A 15,859-nucleotide genomic window follows, 5' to 3' on the forward strand; every position below is an offset into this window, starting at 1 on the left:
GTTCATATACTATAGAAAAAGGAGGGGAGGCGGCGCTCCCCACCCATGCCTGAGGGCAGGGGTTTCCGCGCCGCCGAAGTTTGATGAGGCGACCGACCAAAACCGTCTGGGTGGGAGAGGTTCCCGTGGGGGGTGGCCACCCCATCGTCGTCCAGTCCATGACCAACACCCCCACCCACGAGGTGGAAACCACCTTCCAGCAGATCAAGGCCCTGTACGAGGCGGGGAGCGAGATCGTCCGCCTCACCGTCAACGACGAAAAGGCCGCACAGGCGGTTCCGGAGATCAAGGCCCGGCTTTTGGACGCGGGCCTCCCTGTGCCCCTGGTGGGGGACTTCCACTTCAACGGCCACCTCCTCCTCACCCGCTACCCCAAGATGGCCCAGGCCCTGGACAAGTACCGCATCAACCCCGGTACGGTGGGCCGTGGACGCCATAAAGACGAGCACTTCCGCCTCATGGTGGAGGTGGCCAAGGACCTGGGAAAACCCATCCGCATCGGGGCCAACTGGGGCTCCTTGGACCCCAGCCTCCTCACGGAGATGATGGACCAAAACGCCCGCCGTAAGGAGCCCAAGACCGCCCAGGAGGTCCTTTTAGACGCGGTGGTGGAGTCCGCAGTCCGGAGCTACGAGGAGGCCTTGGAGCTTGGCCTGGGGGAGGACCGGATCGTCCTTTCCGCCAAGGTCTCCCGCGCCCCGGACCTGGTCTATGTCTACCGGGCTTTGGCCCAAAGGACCCAGGCCCCTTTGCACCTCGGCCTGACGGAGGCGGGGATGGGGGTGAAGGGCATCGTGGCCAGCGCGGCGGGCCTTGCCCCCCTCCTTTTGGAAGGGATCGGGGACACGATCCGGGTCTCCCTGACCCCCGCCCCGGGCGAGCCCCGGACAAAGGAGGTGGAGGTGGCCCGGGAGATCCTGCAGGCCCTGGGCCTTAGGACCTTCACCCCCACGGTGACCAGCTGCCCCGGGTGCGGCCGGACCACCAGCACGTTTTTCCAAGAACTGGCGCAAAAGGTCCAGGCCCACCTCGAGGCCCGTATGCCCGAGTGGCGGAAGGCCTACCCCGGGGTGGAGACCCTCAAGGTGGCGGTGATGGGGTGCGTGGTGAACGGACCCGGGGAAAGCAAGCACGCGGACATCGGCATCTCCTTACCGGGTGCGGGGGAGGAGCCCAAGGCCCCGGTCTATGTGGAGGGGCGGCTGTACACCACTTTGAAGGGGGAAGGGATCGCGGAGGCGTTCGTGGCCCTCCTCGAGGACTACATCAAGGAGCGGTTCCGGGCCTGATGTTCGACTTTCACCTCCTCGCCCAGTCTGGCCGGGCCCGGGTGGGCCGCTTCCAAACTCCCCACGGGGCGGTCACCACGCCCCTTTTCATGCCCGTGGGCACCCAGGCCTCGGTCAAAGGCCTCCTGCCCCGGGACCTCGAGGCCATCGGAAGCCAGGTCCTCCTCGCCAACACCTACCACCTCCTCCTCCGGCCAGGGCCCGATCGGGTCAGGGCCCTGGGGGGGCTGCACGGCTTCGCGGGCTGGCAAGGCCCCTGGCTCACGGACTCCGGGGGCTTCCAGGTGATGAGCCTTGGGCACCTCTGCCGGATCGACGAGGAGGGCGTCCTCTTCCAAAGCCACCTCAACGGGGATCTGATCCAACTGACCCCGGAGAGGAGCATCCAGGTCCAAGAAGCCCTTGGGGCAGACATCGTCATGGCCTTTGACGAATGCCCCCCCTACCCCTCCTCCCGGGCCTACCTTCAGGCGTCCTTGGAAAGGACGCTTCGCTGGCTCGAGCGGTCCATAAAGGCGAAAACCCGGCCCGACCAGGCCCTTTTCGGCATCGCCCAAGGGGGGGTGGACCTGGGGCTCCGGAGGCGATCCACCCTGGAAACCATCCGGTTTGACCTCCCAGGCTACGCCATCGGGGGGCTGGCGGTGGGGGAGCCCAAGGAGGCCATGTTCCGGATGGTGGCCCTCTCCACCGAGCTCCTTCCCCAAAACCGCCCCCGGTACCTCATGGGGGTGGGCCACCCGGAGGACCTGGTGGCGGCCATCGGCCTCGGCGTCGACCTCTTTGACTGCGTCTACCCCACCCGGACGGGCCGGTTCGGCTACGCCTTGGTCCCGGAGGGGCGGCTCAACCTCAAGTCGGGCCGCCACCTGGAAGAAGCCCTTCCGATAGACCCAGGCTGCGACTGCTACACCTGCCAGACCTTCAGCCGGGCCTACCTGAGCCACCTGGTGCGCGCAGGGGAGATGCTCGGGGGGATCCTCCTCTCCCTGCATAACCTCCGCTACCTCCACCGCCTTACGGAGCAGGCCCGGGAGGCCATCCAACAGGGCCGGTACGAGGCGTTCGCCCAGGCCTTCGCCGAGCGGCGGTTTGGCAAGGCCGTCCCCGGGTGGTTCCAAATGGCCCTGGAGGCCCATGCCCTGTAGGGCCCTACAGGATCAGCCCTCCTCGTAGAACCGGCTCTTTTGGTAGTAATCCTGGATTAAGACCTTTAAAAAGGCTGCGGCGGGTACACCCAGAATCGCTCCCCAAAGCCCAAAAAGGCTGGCCCCGATCAAGATGGCGGCGATGGCCGTGACCGGGTGCAGCCGGGTGGTCCGCCCCACGATAAGGGGCCCAAAGAGGTTGCCCTCGAGCTGGTTGGCGAGCCAGAGCACGAGAAGGACCAAGAAGACCTTGCCGAACCCCATGGGCAGGGCCAAAAGCAAGGCGGGGATGCTGGAGACGATGACCCCTACGAAGGGGATGAGGTTGAAGACGCCGGCCAGAAAGCCCAAGGAGGCCGCCAGGGGAAGCCCCACGAGCCAAAACCCCACCCCTATCACCAACCCCACCAGAGAGGCCACCAGAAGCTGGCCCCGGATGTATCCCCCTACGCTTCGGTCCAGTTTCTGGGCGAGCTCCTCCGCCAAAGGCTGGTAAGGCCGGGGCAGAAGGAGGAGAAACGCCCGGCCTATACGGGGTAGATCGTAAAGAAGATAGATGGAAATCGTCAAAGCGGTAAGGAGCTGGAGCACCCCCCCCAGCAGGCCAGCGAGAAACCCCAAGAGGCTACCCCCCTGACCCAAAAGCGCCCGAAGCCAGGCGACCAAGGTCTTTAAAAAGGAATCCACAAGACCTTGGAGCCCCTGAACCGCCTGGGCTAGAAGGGGGCGGAGCCAATCGGGCAGGACCACGCCTCGCACCCGCTCCGGAAGGCCCTCCATCCAGGAGAGGAGGGGGCGCAAGAGGCGTGGAAGCTCCTGGGCGAACTGGGAGATCTGGGCCAAAGCCTGGAAGGTGAGGAAAGACGCCAAGCCCAAGAAGAGGAAAAAGCCCAGGTAGACCCCCACCACCCCCAGCACCCGGGGCAGGCCCCGGCGCTCGAAAAACTGGACCACCGGGTGGGTAAGGTAGGCAAAGAGGAAGGCCCAGACCAGGGTCAAAAGGGCGGATGAGGCCCGGCCCAAAAGGCGGTAGAAGAGGTAGAAAAGCAGAAGATAGACCAAAACGCGGACATAGGGGTTAGCCCAAACTTTTCCGAAGGCCTCCCGCATGGGGGTATTCTACTTGGGCCAGGCGAAGAGGGCGCGGGCCGATTGCAAGAGGGCTTCTTTTCCCAGGCCCTGGCCGAAGAAGCGGCCCTCATCCGGCCTTCCCTCCCAGAGCTCAAAAAGAAGCCGGGCAGAGGGGGCAAGCCCCGTCTGGCCCACGTACCCGATGGGGTCGCCCCGGCGGAGCCGCATCCCAACCTTTAGGCCGGGGTAAACGCTTTCCAGGTGGGCGTAGACGCTGATCCGACCGTCCTTATGCCTGATCCAGACCTCGAGGCCCCGGATCAGGTCCATATCCTCCGGGGTCGCGCCCCCCTTCACCCTGTCCAGAAGGGCCTTCTTTTCCTCAGGGGAAAGGGGCGTGTGGGCGGTTTCCGCCTTCACCACCTCCCCCGTGGCCGCAGCCACCACCCCCGTCCCCCTTAGAACGGGCACGCAAGCATCCCCCTGAACGAAGATGAAGCCCGGGTTTACCCCCTTCCGGTAGGGCCGGGGGGCGTTGGGCAGGTTCTCCGGCCGGCTGGGCAGACAGGCCCCGGGGATGGGCAGGCGGTACCCCTCGGGGGCCCAGAAGAGGGCCTCCTTCGCCCGCCCCACCTCGGCCCTTAGGGCGGAAAGCTGCCTGCCCCGAAGGGCAAACCCCAGGGTGACCACCAAGGCGTATAGCCCCAAAAGGAGGAGGAGATAGTGGCCAGCTTTCCAATTCCCTCCGGGAAATGGCCCCATGTCCCCATCCTAAAACCAACCCGCCCGCGCCCTACCGCGGGCGGGCAGACCCGGCCTCAAGTTAGAGGAGTTTCAGAAGCTGTGCCTTAATCTCCTTGGCGGAGAGACCCTCGAGCTTCATCCCCTTGGCCCGGTCCAGAAGCTCGTAGACCTTCTCGATGTGGCTTGCCGCCACCTTGAAGGTGATCTCCTGGCCCGCCACCCGGACCTTGACCTTGTGCAGGTTCGGCCTTTGCCAACGCTTGCTGATGCCGGTGGTCTTCTTCCCCACCCCGCCTTCCCGCTTGGCTTTACCGCGGCGGGTGATGGAGTTCGCCGTTATGGGCTTCTTTCCACTGATTTCGCAAACCTTGGACATGGCCTCCTCCCACCAAAACAAGGGGAATTGTACCACAGCCTCCGGTAGACTGGGAAGGATGCACGCCCTTGTCCCCCTCCTCCTCGTCTTAGACCAGGTGACGAAGCTGTGGGCTTTGGCGCACCTTTCCCCCGTTCCCAAGCCTGTTCTCGGCGATCTCCTCTACCTTACTCTGGTGCACAACACCGGGGCGGCCTTTGGCCTCCTGGAAGGAAGAAGCTGGGTTCTGGGCTGGATAAGCCTCCTGGTGGGCACCTGGCTCCTCTTGCTGTTAAACCGGAAACGCCCGCCCCTTACGGCCTTGGGCCTAGGCATGGTGGCAGCCGGGGCGCTGGGCAACGCCATAGACCGCCTCGGCCGGGGCTATGTGGTGGACTTCATCGACCTGGGAACAAACATCCACTGGGTGGCCAACTTCCCGGTCTTCAATGTGGCGGATAGCCTCCTCACCGTAGGAGTGGCGATCCTCCTCTTAGCAGGGGGTCGCTCCCGGAGCAAAAGGGGCTAAAGCAACGTGGCCATCCGCCCCAGGGCCTTTTTCAGGTTCTCCTCGCTCGTGGCGTAGGAAAGGCGGACGTGACGGTAAGCGGCAAAATCCGTCCCAGGAACCACAGCCACCCGGGCCTCGAGGAGCCGCTCCGCCGCCTGGATCTCATCTTCGGCGAAGGCGTCTGTATTGAGGAGTACATAAAAGGCCCCACTGGGCCGGACGGCCTTAAGGCCCAGGGCGGAAAGGCCTTCCAGGAGAAGATCCCGGCGCTTTTGGTAGGCCTTTCGGGCCATCTGGATGAAGGCTTGGGAGGCCTCGAGGTTGGTGAGGGCCTCGAGGGCCGCCCACTGGGCGATGGTGTCAGGGCTGGTGGTGGACTGGCTAGAGATGTCGGCCATGGCCTTGATCACCCCCCTGGGTCCACAGGCGTAGCCGATGCGCCAGCCGGTCATGGCAAAGGCCTTCGCGGCCCCGTTGACCGTGATCGTGTGCTCGGGGGCCAGGGTTCCGGGGGAGAAGTGGGCGCCCTCGTAGATGAGGTGCTCATAGATCTCGTCGGAAACCAGATAGAAGTCATGCTCCACCGCAAGCCGGGCCAGGGCCTCCAGGACCTCTTGGGGATAGACCGCCCCCGTGGGGTTGTTGGGGGAGTTGACTACCAGGGCCTTGGTCCTTGGGGTGATGGCCCGGCGCACCGCCTCCGGGTCGGGAACGAAGCCGTCCTCGGGCCGGGTGGCCACCTCCACCGGCACCCCGCCGGCCAGGCGGACCATCTCCGGGTAGCTCACCCAGTAAGGCGCCAGAACGATGACCTCGTCCCCCGGGTCTAAGAGGGCTTGGAAAAGGTTGAAAAGCGCCTGCTTCCCCCCCACGGTCACAATCGTCTCCTCGGGGGCCACCGCAAGGCCGTTCTCCCGCCTAAACTTCTCCGCCAAGGCCTCGCGAAGCTCAGGGATCCCCGCCGGTGGCGCGTACTTGGTCTTGCCCTGGGCCAAAGCGCGCCGCGCCGCCTCCTTCACATGCTCCGGGGTGTCAAAATCCGGTTCCCCTGCCGTGAGGGGCACCAGGTCCACCCCCTGGCGCTTGAGCTCGAGGGCACGGGCGTTCACCGCCACCGTGGCCGAGGGCTTCATGGCCTTTACCCGCTCGGATAGGCCGCGCATGGCAAGATTATACGGCCAAAGCGGGCCTGCCCTCCCGGGGCATCTCCTCCTCGCCCACCACCAAAAGCCCCAAAGGCCTCAGCTCCACCTGAAAAGAAGCGGCAGGGGGAAGAAGCTCCCCATCTGCGTGGGCCTCTACCGCCCGGTCAAACCTCACGGCAAACCGCCGGCCTGCATAAACCCGCACCTCCTTGTGGCCCAGGTGGCGGCCCAGAAGAAGCCGGGGCAGGATGCCCAGCACCCCCAACCGGCTGAACCGGCCCGCCAGGATCCCATGGAGAACCCCGTCCGCCGGGTCGGCCATAGGGGCGATGGGAATTCCCCCCCCATACGTGGGGGCATTCATTAGGGATAAAAGCAGGATAGGACCCTCATACACCCCCTTCCCGTCCACCTCCACCCGGGCCAAGGGCAGGGTCAAGTCCTTGAGCACCAGGGCCAAAGCGTAGAGGTACCGGGGCATCCCCCTCAGCAAAGGGGGAGCGGAAAACGCCTTTCTCGCCACCATTGCGTCAAAGCCAAGCCCCAAGAAAGCCCCAAAGGGCTTTCCGTTCACATACCCGAGGTCCACCGCCCTAGAAGGGGCGAAAAGGGCGTGCTCCAGCGCCTTAGGCCAGGGGCGCTTCTTCAAGCGGAGCATCCGGGCAAAGTCGTTCCCGCTTCCGATGGGCACCACTCCAAGGACCTTGTCCGTGCCCGCCACCCCGGCCAAAACCTCGTGGACCGTTCCATCCCCGCCCACCGCCACCACCCGGGAACCCCCGGGGGCTTGCCGGGCGAGGTCGGCCGCATGCCCTGGCCCCTCGGTGAGAAAGGCCCTGGCCCCCCGTTCCCGGGCCGCCTTTAGGATGGCCCCCGAAAGCCTCCCCACCCAGCCCCGGCCCGCCGCCGGGTTGACGATGACCCAGGCATCCACCTCTGCATTCTAAGGGGCTTTCCTCCTCGAGCTCCGCCACCCGGGCCCAAGGGGCGGCTCCGTTAACCGGCTGGCCTTTAAGAAGAGGGACTCGGGGACGACCCCCGGCTCACCCTCTCGAGGACGGAGCTTGGAGTAGACTATGGGCGTGGTACGGCCGGTGCGGCGGGAGGACCTGGAGGGGCTTCTGGCCCTCCTTCGCCACATGGACCAGGAGGAGAGCCGGAAGGCCTTAGCCCCCGAGGCCCGTGATCTGGAGGGGCTGGCCGAGGAACTGGAAGACGGCCTGGTCCTGGTCCGAGAAGGCCGGGTGGAGGGGTACGTGGGCCTTTACCCCTTCTGGGACGGAGCGGTCCTCGAGGGCCCCATCGCCTATCGGCGGGAAGACCTCTCCCCCCTGCTGGAAGGGGTCCTGTCTCTCGCCAGGCCCCGGAACCACACCCGGCTTTACGCCTTCCCCAATGAGAAGAACACCGACCTTCAGGCGGCCTTGGAGCGGGCGGGGTTCGTGGCCTTGTTCACCACCTATTACTTCGTGAAACCCCCTGAGGGGTTGGACGCCAGCCCACCCCCAGGGGTGGAGATCCAAAAGGGCTTCCCGGGACCCACGGTTTACCGGGAGGTCTACCAAAAAAGCGAGGACGCCTGGGGCCTAAGGCTCCGCTGGACGGACGAGGAGTTGGAAGAGCACTTCCAAGACCCTGGGATCGTGCTCTTTGTAGCCTATGAGAAGGGACGTCCCGTGGGGATGGCCGAGGTGGAGAAGGAGGACAAAGAGGCCACCTTGGCCTACCTGGGCGTCATCCCCGAGGCCCGGGGCAAGGGCATCGGCCGTGCCCTCTTGGCCAAGGCAGCGGAATGGGCCAGGAAGAAGGGCGCGCGCCTTCTCCGGGTGCGGGCCCATGACCATGAAAAGGAGGCGGTGGACCTCTACCGGCGGCTGGGCTTCACCCTGGAGGAAGGGGTGGTGACCTACCTGAAGGAGATGGCCGCGCGGTAAGTCTGGGTGTGAGCGGCCACGGTGAGGTCCGGGTCCCGGTTATACCCCCCACCCATCACGACCACCAGTGCCGCCCCCACCTCCTGGACCTTCTTTAGGACCAGGAGGTCCCGCCGCAAGACCCCCTCGAGGGAAAGGGCCAGGCGGCCGAAGCGGTCGTTTGCGAGCACGTCCACCCCCGCGTTGTAAAAGACCAGTTCCGGACGGAAGCGAAACGCCTCCTCCAACGCCCGGGAAAGGGCCTCGAGGTAGGCCGCGTCCCCCACCCCGTCGGGCAGGCCCAGGTCCAGGTGGCTCCTCTCCTTTTTGAGGGGGTAGTTCCGCTCCGCGTGAACGGAAAGGGTATAGACCGTGGGGTCCCTCTGGAAGAAGACGGCCGTCCCATTGCCCTGGTGGGCGTCCAGGTCCACCACCAAGACCCGGCCCTGGAAGCCCTTTTGCCGGAGAACCGCCACCGCTACCGCCACATCGTTGAAAAGGCTGTACCCCTCGGCCCGGTCCGGGTAGGCGTGGTGGGTTCCTCCCGCCAGGTTAAGGCCCAAGCCCCCCGCCAGGGCGTCCAAGGCGGCGGCCACCGTCCCCCCTGCCGCGTGCAGGGCCCTGTGGAGGAAGAGGGGCGTGAAGGGAAGTCCAAGCCGGAGGCTTTCCGCCCGGCTGAGCCCCTCGCCGAAGACCCGGTCCAGATAGGCCTCCTCATGGGCCAAAGCCAGGGCCTCCCGGTCTAGGGGTGGGGCCGGAAGAAGCTCCACCAGCCCTTTCAGGGCCTCGGCCACCCCCTGGTACTTGTAAATAGGAAAGGGGTGGCCGGGGGGAAGGTCCAAGGGCAGGTGCGCCGTCGTGTACGCCCTCATCCCCGCCTGGCCCGGGCCACAACGCCCCCTCCCGTTGCCGCCGGCCTCAAGACGCCCTCCGCCACGCCCCGCTCTTCCCTCCCCCCTTATAGAGGAGGCGGAGGTCGGTGATCTCCAACCCCTTGCTCACGGCCTTGAGCATGTCATACACCGTCAGGGCCGCAACCGCGCAGGCGGTGAGGGCCTCCATCTCCACCCCCGTCTCGGCCTTGGTGCGCACCGTTGCCTCGATGCGCACCCGGGCCTCCTCCTCGAGAAGCTCGAGGCGCACCTCCACCCCGGTAAGGGGCAAGGGGTGGCAAAGGGGAATGAGGTCCGGGGTCTTCTTCGCCCCCATGATCCCTGCGAGCTGGGCTACGGAAAGGGGGTCCCCCTTTCCCACCCCGCCCGCCTTCAACGCCGCCAGGGCCTCTGGGGTGAGGCGCACATAGGCCTCGGCGGTGGCGGTGCGGAAGGTGGCGGCCTTCTCCGTGACGTCCACCATATGGGGACGGCCATCCTTAAAGTGGGTGAGGTCCATACCCAAACTATAACCCCCCCAGAGGGGGGGATCCTGGCGGGCCCGAGAGGATTCGAACCCCTGACCTGCTGATCCGTAGTCAGCCGCTCTATCCAACTGAGCTACGGGCCCGCGCCCAGGTTTAGGCTAGCATACGCCCCCAAGGAGGCGCAACCCCCTTGGGGGCTCCCTGCGCTCTATAGTTTCTTCAAGGCCTGGGTGAGCTTGGCCAGAACCTCCTGGGCGTCCCCGTAGAGCATCCGGGTGTTGTCCGCGTAGAAGAGCTCGTTCTCCACTCCGGCAAACCCCTTCCCCTGGCCGCGCTTGATGACGATGACGTTCTTCGCTTTGTCCACATCCAAGATGGGCATGCCGTAAAGGGGGCTTCCCGGACGGCGGGCGGCGGGGTTCACCACATCGTTCGCCCCGATGACCACGGCCACGTCCACCGTGGGGAACTCGGGGTTGATCTCCTCCAGGTCCTTAAGCTTGTCATACTCCACCCCGGCCTCGGCCAGAAGGACGTTCATATGGCCAGGCATCCGGCCCGCCACCGGATGGATGGCAAACTTCACCTCCACCCCCCGGCTTTCCAAAAGGTCGGCCAGCTCCTTCACCTTGTGCTGGGCCTGGGAGAGCGCCATGCCGTACCCGGGGACGAAGACCACCTTGCTCGCGTAGGCCAGCATGACCGCGGCATCCTCCACGTCGATGGGCTTGAGGCTTCCCGTGACCTCCCCGGCGGCCTGCTCCACCCCAAACCCCCCCATCAAAACGCTCCCCAAGGAGCGGTTCATGGCCTTGGCCATCAGAAGGGTCAGGAGCGTACCCGCCGCCCCCACCAGGGTGCCCGCCACCATCAGGGCCGGGTTTCCGATGGCAAAACCTTCAAAGCCCACGGCCATGCCCGTGAAGGCGTTGTAGAGGGAGATGACCACCGGCATATCCCCACCCCCGATGGGAAGGGTCATCAGGACCCCGAACAGGAGGGCCAGGAGGAAGAAGAGCACGATGGCCGGGGTCGCGTCGCTGAATAGAAGGAAAAGGCCAAACCCCAGGGCCAGAAGGAGGACCAGAAGGTTCAAAGGCCTCTGGAAGGGAAAGAGGATGGGGCGGCTATTCAAAAGGCCCTGGAGCTTGCCGAAGGCGACAAGGCTCCCCGTAAACGCCACGCCTCCGATCAGGCCACCCAAGATGGCCAGGGCCATCAGACCTGCGCTCTCGAACGCTCCCTTCAAAAGCTCCACCATGGCGATGGTGGCGGCCGCACCCCCCCCCATGCCGTTGTAGATGGCCACCATCTGGGGCATGTCCGTCATGGCCACCCGGACCGCTGCCCACCAGGCCACCCCCGCGCCCAAGAGAAGGGCAACCACGAGGAGGGCAAAATTCCCCATCCCCGGCCATAGGAAGGTGGCCAGAACCGCGATGAGCATGGCCCAACCCGCCCAGACGATCCCACTTTTGGCTGTGGTCGGGTGGGCCATGCGTTTAAGGCCCATGATGAAGAGGAAGGCCACCAGGAGGTAGGCCGCCTGGATGAGGTCCATTACGAGCCACCTCCTTTGCCGGGTTTGCGCTCAAACATCTCCAGCATGCGCACGGTGACCGCATACCCCCCCGCGGCGTTTGCCGCCCCCAGGATGACCCCAAAGAAGCCGATGGCCTTCTCGAGGGGGGTTTCCGCGTGCCCCAGGACCACCATCGCTCCCACCACCACGATGCCGTGAATGAAGTTGGACCCGGACATGAGGGGCGTATGGAGAATGACCGGAACCCGCCCGATAACCTCGTAGCCCGTAAAGGCCGCCAGCATGAAGATGTACAAAGCCGCCCAGAATCCTTCCATTTTATATCCCCAGAAGGGCCTTGGTAGGCCCATGGACCACCTGACCGTCCTTGATGAGAAGGGCCCCCTTGAGGATCTCGTCCTCCCAGTCGGGGGCGAAGGCGCCGTCCTTAAAAAGGAGCCTGGAAAGGTTGTAAAGGTTTTTGGCGTACATCTCGGAGGCGTGGACAGAAAGCTCGCTGGGAAGGTTCAAGGGGCCGTAGATCCGCACCCCCTTCACCTCCACCACCTCCCCGGGTTTGGTAAGGACGCAGTTCCCCCCAGACTCCGCCGCCAGGTCCACCACCACGCTCCCCGGGGCCAACCGATCCATCATGTCCTCGGTGAGGAGGATGGGGGCCCGGCGGCCCGGGACCTGGGCGGTGGTGATGATGGCGTCCATCCCCGAGACATGCTCCCGAAGCGCCTCGTGCTGGATGCGCTTCTCCTCCTCCGTGAGCTCCCGGGCATACCCACCCTCCCCCTCGGCGCTGATGGGGAGCTCCACGGGCTTGGCCCCTAAGGAGAGGGCCTGCTCTACCGCGGCCTTGCGCACATCGTAGGCAAAGACCTGAGCCCCCAGGCGCTTGGCCGTGGCGATGGCCATCAGCCCCGCTACCCCCACCCCCATGACCATGACCTTGGCCGGGCGGATGGTCCCTGCAGCGGTGGTCAGCATGGGGAAGAAGCGGGAGGAGAGCCGGGCCGCATGGAGGGCGGCCAGGTACCCCGCCACCGTGGCCTGGCTCGAGAGGGCATCCATGGCCTGGGCCCGGGTGATCCGGGGGATAAGCTCCATGGCCAAGACGTCCACCCCCCGGTGCAAAAGGGCCTTCAACCGGTCTGGATTCTTATGGGCCTGCATGAACCCCACCACCAAGGCCCCCCGCTCCAGCCTTTGGATGAGGTCCAGTTCCGGGGGCTGGACGGTGAAGAGGACCATGGCCCCGGGAAGGAGCTCGTCTTGGTCCACCACCTTCGCCCCCGCATCCAGATAGGCCTGGTCCGGATGATAGGCACCTTCCCCTGCGCCTTTTTCCACCCGCACCTCTAGCCCCTCCTTGACCAGGCGGGCCACCACCTCGGGCACCAACGCCACCCTTCGCTCCCCGGGGGCCCGCTCCTTGGGTACCGCAACGCTTACCATCCCCACCTCCCTCGGGGCCAGTATACCAGCGTGGGTATGAGCTTCCGCTCCCTCTGACCCACTGGTCATTGGCCTTGTCTTATGCAAAAATCCTCCCTATGCGCCCCTCTGGGATTAGGATCGGCCTGGTCCTCTTGGTGGGGATTCTAGCTGCGAGCACCGCGAGCATCCTCGTGCGCCTCGCCCTCGAGGCCGCCGGAACGCGGGCGGTGGGGTTCAGCCTCCTGATGAGCGCCCTCAGGCTCCTCTTTGCCTCTCTCGTTCTGCTTCCAGGCTTCCGCCCGCCCCGGGCGAAACAGGCCCTTTTACCGGCGGCTCTAGCCGGGGTTTTTCTCGCCCTCCACTTTGCCCTTTGGATCACCTCCCTCTCCTTCACCTCCATTGCCGCAAGCACCGCCTTGGTCACCACCAACCCCATCTGGATTACCCTATTTTCCTGGTTTTTTCTCAAAGAAACCCCCACTCCCTTAACCCTCCTAGGGGTTGGGTTCGCCCTGGCCGGGGGGTTCCTCATCGCCTTGGGCGATGGGGAAAAGGGTGGGGCCAACCCTGCCTTGGGCAACCTCCTTGCCCTTCTAGGGGCGATGAGCGTCTCGGCCTACTTCCTCCTGGGCCGGGAGGCCCAGCGCCGGGGGCTCTCCATTTTGGAATACATCCGCCTGGCCTACCCGGTGGCCGCCTTGGTCCTCCTCCCGCTTCCGCCCCTTTTTGGCACCCCATACCTGGGCCACCCCCCCATGGCCTACCTCTGGATCCTCCTCATGGCCCTCATCCCTCAGCTTGTGGGCCACACCAGCTTTAACTGGGCCACCCGGTACGTACCGCCTGTCCTCGTCACCCTGGTCATCCTCCTGGAACCCGTGGGCGCAAGCCTCCTGGGCTTCCTTCTCTTCGGGGAGTACCCGGGGTTAAGGGTCTTTCTGGGGGCGGGGGTCCTCCTCACCGGGGTAGCCCTTGCGGTTCTGGGGGAAAGAAGATGATCCCGATCACCTTGGCGGCGCTCCTTTGGGGGCTTGGCGGGGCTTTGGCGGGCCGGTTCATGCGCACCATCCCCCCGGAACTCCTTATCCCCTTGCGGTTCCTTTTGAGCTTCCTCCTCCTCCTGCCCCTTCTCCTGCACCACCCCCCTCGAGGAGAGGGCGGCCGTCTTCTCCGGGTGGGTCTGGCCCTTTCCGGGGCCCAGGCCTTCTACTACCTGGCCATCCACCTCACCACGGTGGCCACGGGCATCTTCCTCCAGTACCTGGCCCCTTTATTCCTCACCCTCTACGCCCTTTCACAGGGGGAAAAACTGCCCCCCCGGGCGCTTTGGGGCGTGGGGTTTGCCCTCCTCGGGGCCTACCTTCTGGTGGTGGGGCCACAGGGGCTTGTGGGTACCCCCCTGGGCGCCGTCTTCGGACTCCTTTCCGCGGTGAGTTTCGCCGCCTACGCCGCCTTTTCCTTTGGCCTGAGGACGCCTCCTTTGGTCAGCCTGGGGGTGGCCACGGGGGTGGGAAGCCTTCTCAGCCTGCCCGTTCTCCTAGGACACCTCGAGGCCCTCTTCCAGCTCTCCCCCACGGACTGGCTCAGCCTTCTCTACCTCGTCACCCTGGGCACGGTGGTGCCCTTCGGCCTCTTCCTCCTGGGGGTGCGCACCGTCCCCCCCCGCATCGCCACCCTGGTGGCGATGCTCGAGCCCCTTTCCGGAGCGGTCTTCGCCCTTCCCATCGCTCACGAACCCCTCCGGAAGGAAGCCCTTCTGGGCGGGGCGCTGGTCCTCTTTGGGGTATACCTGAACCGGAGGTAGGCATGGCGGCACGGGTCTTTTGCCTCTTTACCCTGGGGTACTTCCTCTCCTACTTCTTCCGATCGGCGAACGCGGTCCTTTCCAAGGACCTCTCCTTCGATCTGGGCCTGAGCCCGGCTCAGCTGGGCTTCATGACCAGCCTCTTTTATCTGGCCTTTGCCCTGACCCAACTCCCTTTGGGGGGGCTTCTGGACCGGCTGGGCCCCCGGAGAGTCACGCCGGCCTTCCTCTCGGTGGCCGCTTTGGGGAGTCTGGTCTTCGGCCTCGCCCCAAGCTTCACCGCGCTTGCCCTAGGCCGGGCCCTGATCGGTGTGGGAATGGCCTCGGCCCTTATGGGGTCCATGAAGGCCTTCAGCCTATGGTTCCCCAAAACCTACGCCACGATGAGCACCCTCCTGGTGGGCTTAGGGGCCACGGGAGGGCTTATGGCCGCCACGCCTCTGGCCCTCCTCAAGGAGAGCCTGGGCTGGCGGGGCGTCTTCCTTTTGGCCGCGCTGATCGTCCTCCTGGTGGCCCTGGCCATCTATCTAGGGGTGCGGGACGCCCCTTTGGGGGTAGGCCTACCCCAGGCCAAAGAGGAGGGGGGCTCGGTCTGGAAAAACCCCCTCCTCCTCCGGGTGGGAGCCCTGGCCTTCGCCTTCGCTGGAGGGTTTTTAAGCCTCCAGACCCTATGGGCCGGGGCTTACCTCTACGCTCTGGGCTTTGACGCGGTCCGGGTGGGCAACTTCCTGTTTCTTTACAGTTCTTCCGCCGTCTTGGGCTTTCTCGTCTCCGGTTACCTGGCGGACCGGTTCGGCACCGCCAGGGTCCTCCTCCTCTCAGGGGGCCTCTTCGCCTTTGGCCTCCTTCTCCTTTTGTTGAGGGTTCTGGGGCCCGCCTACCTGCTGATGGGCTTTTTCGGGGCCTTTAACATCCTCACCCTGACCCAGGCGCGGAGCCTGGTCCCCCCTCACCTGATGGGCCGGGCCACCACCTTGGTCAACCTTATGGGCATCGGGGGCACCTTCCTCCTCCAGTGGGGGGTGGGGCTGGTGGTGGGCAGCCTGGGGTATGTGGCCTCTTTCCTGGGGCTTTTAGTCCTCCAAGCCCTGGCCCTTTTCCTCTACCTCCCCCTCCTGAGGAATCCTAGCCAACCGACCTGACCTTCTCCTGACAGGGCCCGACCTAAACTAAAGGCGTGGCCACGGTGCTTTTGGTGGAGGACGAGGCCGCAGTCCGCCTGGGGCTGAGGCTGGCCCTGGAAAAAGCCGGGCACCAGGTTCTCGAGGCGGAAAGCGCCCGCGCCGCCTGGCCGCTTCTGAAGGCCGCGGAGGTGGTGGTCCTGGACTGGCGCCTGCCCGATGAGCCGGGGGTGAGCCTTTTGGACAGGATGCGGGAAAAGGGCCTCGAGACCCCCGTCCTCATGCTCACCGCAAGGGGGGAGCCCAAGGACAAGGTGGAAGGGCTCAGGCGGGGGGCGGACGATTATCTGACTAAACCCTTTCTGATGGAGGAGCTCCTCGCCCGCCTCGAGGCCCTTCTTCGCCGGGCCAGGCCCAGGCGGGTGATCCA

18 protein-coding genes and 1 tRNA gene are annotated in these 15,859 nt (G+C 65.4%); 8 read left to right on the plus strand and 11 right to left on the minus strand.

Annotated elements, in window-relative coordinates:
* The first annotated feature begins 83 nt into the window (after window positions 1-83).
* Both ispG and tgt read left to right on the plus strand, forming a co-directional pair.
* Window positions 84-1,289, plus strand: a complete 1,206-nt coding sequence (ispG, locus tag C4301_RS05220; protein ID WP_352414049.1) for a flavodoxin-dependent (E)-4-hydroxy-3-methylbut-2-enyl-diphosphate synthase — start codon at window positions 84-86, stop codon at window positions 1,287-1,289.
* Entirely contained in the window at window positions 1,289-2,437 is a 1,149-nt protein-coding gene (gene tgt, locus C4301_RS05225; RefSeq protein WP_352414050.1) for a tRNA guanosine(34) transglycosylase Tgt, read from the plus strand. Before ispG ends, tgt begins: the two co-directional genes overlap by 1 nt.
* A 12-nt stretch (window positions 2,438-2,449) precedes the next feature.
* Here the strand turns inward: tgt and C4301_RS05230 are convergent, their stop codons facing one another.
* The 3 genes from C4301_RS05230 to rpmB all read right to left on the minus strand — a co-directional run bounded on the left by C4301_RS05230 (window position 2,450) and on the right by rpmB (window position 4,628).
* Window positions 2,450-3,547, minus strand: a complete 1,098-nt coding sequence (locus C4301_RS05230) for an AI-2E family transporter (protein WP_352414051.1) — start codon at window positions 3,545-3,547, stop codon at window positions 2,450-2,452.
* 9 nt (window positions 3,548-3,556) lie between these two features.
* Window positions 3,557-4,270, minus strand: a complete 714-nt coding sequence (locus C4301_RS05235; protein WP_352414052.1) for a M23 family metallopeptidase — start codon at window positions 4,268-4,270, stop codon at window positions 3,557-3,559.
* Window positions 4,271-4,331: 61 nt separating this feature from the next.
* Complete coding sequence (gene rpmB / locus C4301_RS05240; protein WP_352414053.1) at window positions 4,332-4,628, minus strand: 50S ribosomal protein L28; 297 nt, start codon at window positions 4,626-4,628, stop codon at window positions 4,332-4,334.
* 58 nt (window positions 4,629-4,686) lie between these two features.
* On the opposite strand from rpmB, the gene lspA reads away from it, so the two are divergent.
* Window positions 4,687-5,136 carry a signal peptidase II gene (gene lspA / locus C4301_RS05245; RefSeq protein ID WP_352414054.1) on the plus strand — a complete coding sequence of 150 codons (450 nt, stop codon included), beginning with the start codon at window positions 4,687-4,689 and terminating at the stop codon, window positions 5,134-5,136.
* Here lspA and aspC read toward each other — a convergent pair.
* Complete coding sequence (gene aspC, locus C4301_RS05250; protein ID WP_352414055.1) at window positions 5,133-6,281, minus strand: aspartate/prephenate aminotransferase; 1,149 nt, start codon at window positions 6,279-6,281, stop codon at window positions 5,133-5,135. The two genes, lspA and aspC, sit on opposite strands and share 4 nt — an antisense overlap.
* Window positions 6,282-6,288: 7 nt before the next feature.
* Window positions 6,289-7,197 (minus strand): diacylglycerol/lipid kinase family protein, encoded by a 909-nt coding sequence (locus C4301_RS05255; protein WP_352414056.1) that lies wholly within the window; start codon window positions 7,195-7,197, stop codon window positions 6,289-6,291.
* A 148-nt stretch (window positions 7,198-7,345) separates the two neighbouring features.
* On the opposite strand from C4301_RS05255, the gene C4301_RS05260 reads away from it, so the two are divergent.
* The gene (locus C4301_RS05260) at window positions 7,346-8,197 is read left to right on the plus strand and encodes a GNAT family N-acetyltransferase (RefSeq protein ID WP_352414057.1); all 852 of its coding nucleotides are present in this window, start codon (window positions 7,346-7,348) and stop codon (window positions 8,195-8,197) included.
* Here C4301_RS05260 and C4301_RS05265 read toward each other — a convergent pair.
* From C4301_RS05265 to C4301_RS05290, 6 genes are all read right to left on the minus strand, one after another.
* Entirely contained in the window at window positions 8,170-9,048 is an 879-nt protein-coding gene (locus C4301_RS05265) for a histone deacetylase family protein (RefSeq protein ID WP_352414058.1), read from the minus strand. The two genes, C4301_RS05260 and C4301_RS05265, sit on opposite strands and share 28 nt — an antisense overlap.
* A gap of 46 nt (window positions 9,049-9,094) precedes the next feature.
* On the minus strand, window positions 9,095-9,568 hold the full coding sequence (gene moaC, locus C4301_RS05270; protein ID WP_352414059.1) for a cyclic pyranopterin monophosphate synthase MoaC: 474 nt from the start codon (window positions 9,566-9,568) through the stop codon (window positions 9,095-9,097).
* A gap of 34 nt (window positions 9,569-9,602) precedes the next feature.
* Window positions 9,603-9,679: transfer RNA gene (locus tag C4301_RS05275), tRNA-Arg, on the minus strand.
* Between the two features lie 65 nt (window positions 9,680-9,744).
* Complete coding sequence (locus C4301_RS05280; protein ID WP_352414060.1) at window positions 9,745-11,097, minus strand: NAD(P)(+) transhydrogenase (Re/Si-specific) subunit beta; 1,353 nt, start codon at window positions 11,095-11,097, stop codon at window positions 9,745-9,747.
* Window positions 11,097-11,396, minus strand: coding sequence for an NAD(P) transhydrogenase subunit alpha part 2 (locus tag C4301_RS05285; RefSeq protein WP_352414061.1), 300 nt, complete (start codon window positions 11,394-11,396; stop codon window positions 11,097-11,099). The genes C4301_RS05280 and C4301_RS05285 overlap by 1 nt, the downstream gene beginning before the upstream one ends.
* Before the next feature lies 1 nt (window position 11,397).
* Window positions 11,398-12,522, minus strand: coding sequence for an NAD(P) transhydrogenase subunit alpha (locus C4301_RS05290; protein ID WP_352414062.1), 1,125 nt, complete (start codon window positions 12,520-12,522; stop codon window positions 11,398-11,400).
* A gap of 98 nt (window positions 12,523-12,620) precedes the next feature.
* On the opposite strand from C4301_RS05290, the gene C4301_RS05295 reads away from it, so the two are divergent.
* From C4301_RS05295 to C4301_RS05310, 4 genes are all read left to right on the plus strand, one after another.
* The gene (locus C4301_RS05295; protein WP_352414063.1) at window positions 12,621-13,502 is read left to right on the plus strand and encodes a DMT family transporter; all 882 of its coding nucleotides are present in this window, start codon (window positions 12,621-12,623) and stop codon (window positions 13,500-13,502) included.
* Window positions 13,499-14,308: a DMT family transporter gene (locus C4301_RS05300; RefSeq protein WP_352414064.1), complete on the plus strand. Its 810-nt coding sequence runs from the start codon at window positions 13,499-13,501 to the stop codon at window positions 14,306-14,308. Before C4301_RS05295 ends, C4301_RS05300 begins: the two co-directional genes overlap by 4 nt.
* 2 nt (window positions 14,309-14,310) lie before the next feature.
* The gene (locus C4301_RS05305; RefSeq protein ID WP_352414065.1) at window positions 14,311-15,450 is read left to right on the plus strand and encodes an MFS transporter; all 1,140 of its coding nucleotides are present in this window, start codon (window positions 14,311-14,313) and stop codon (window positions 15,448-15,450) included.
* A gap of 35 nt (window positions 15,451-15,485) precedes the next feature.
* Window positions 15,486-15,859 (plus strand): response regulator (locus C4301_RS05310; protein WP_352414066.1); only part of this gene is annotated, 374 nt, incomplete at its 3' end.

Origin of the sequence: Thermus sp. (genome assembly GCF_040290245.1) — a bacterium.
In the GTDB taxonomy this organism is placed as follows: Bacteria; Deinococcota; Deinococci; order Deinococcales; family Thermaceae; genus Thermus_A.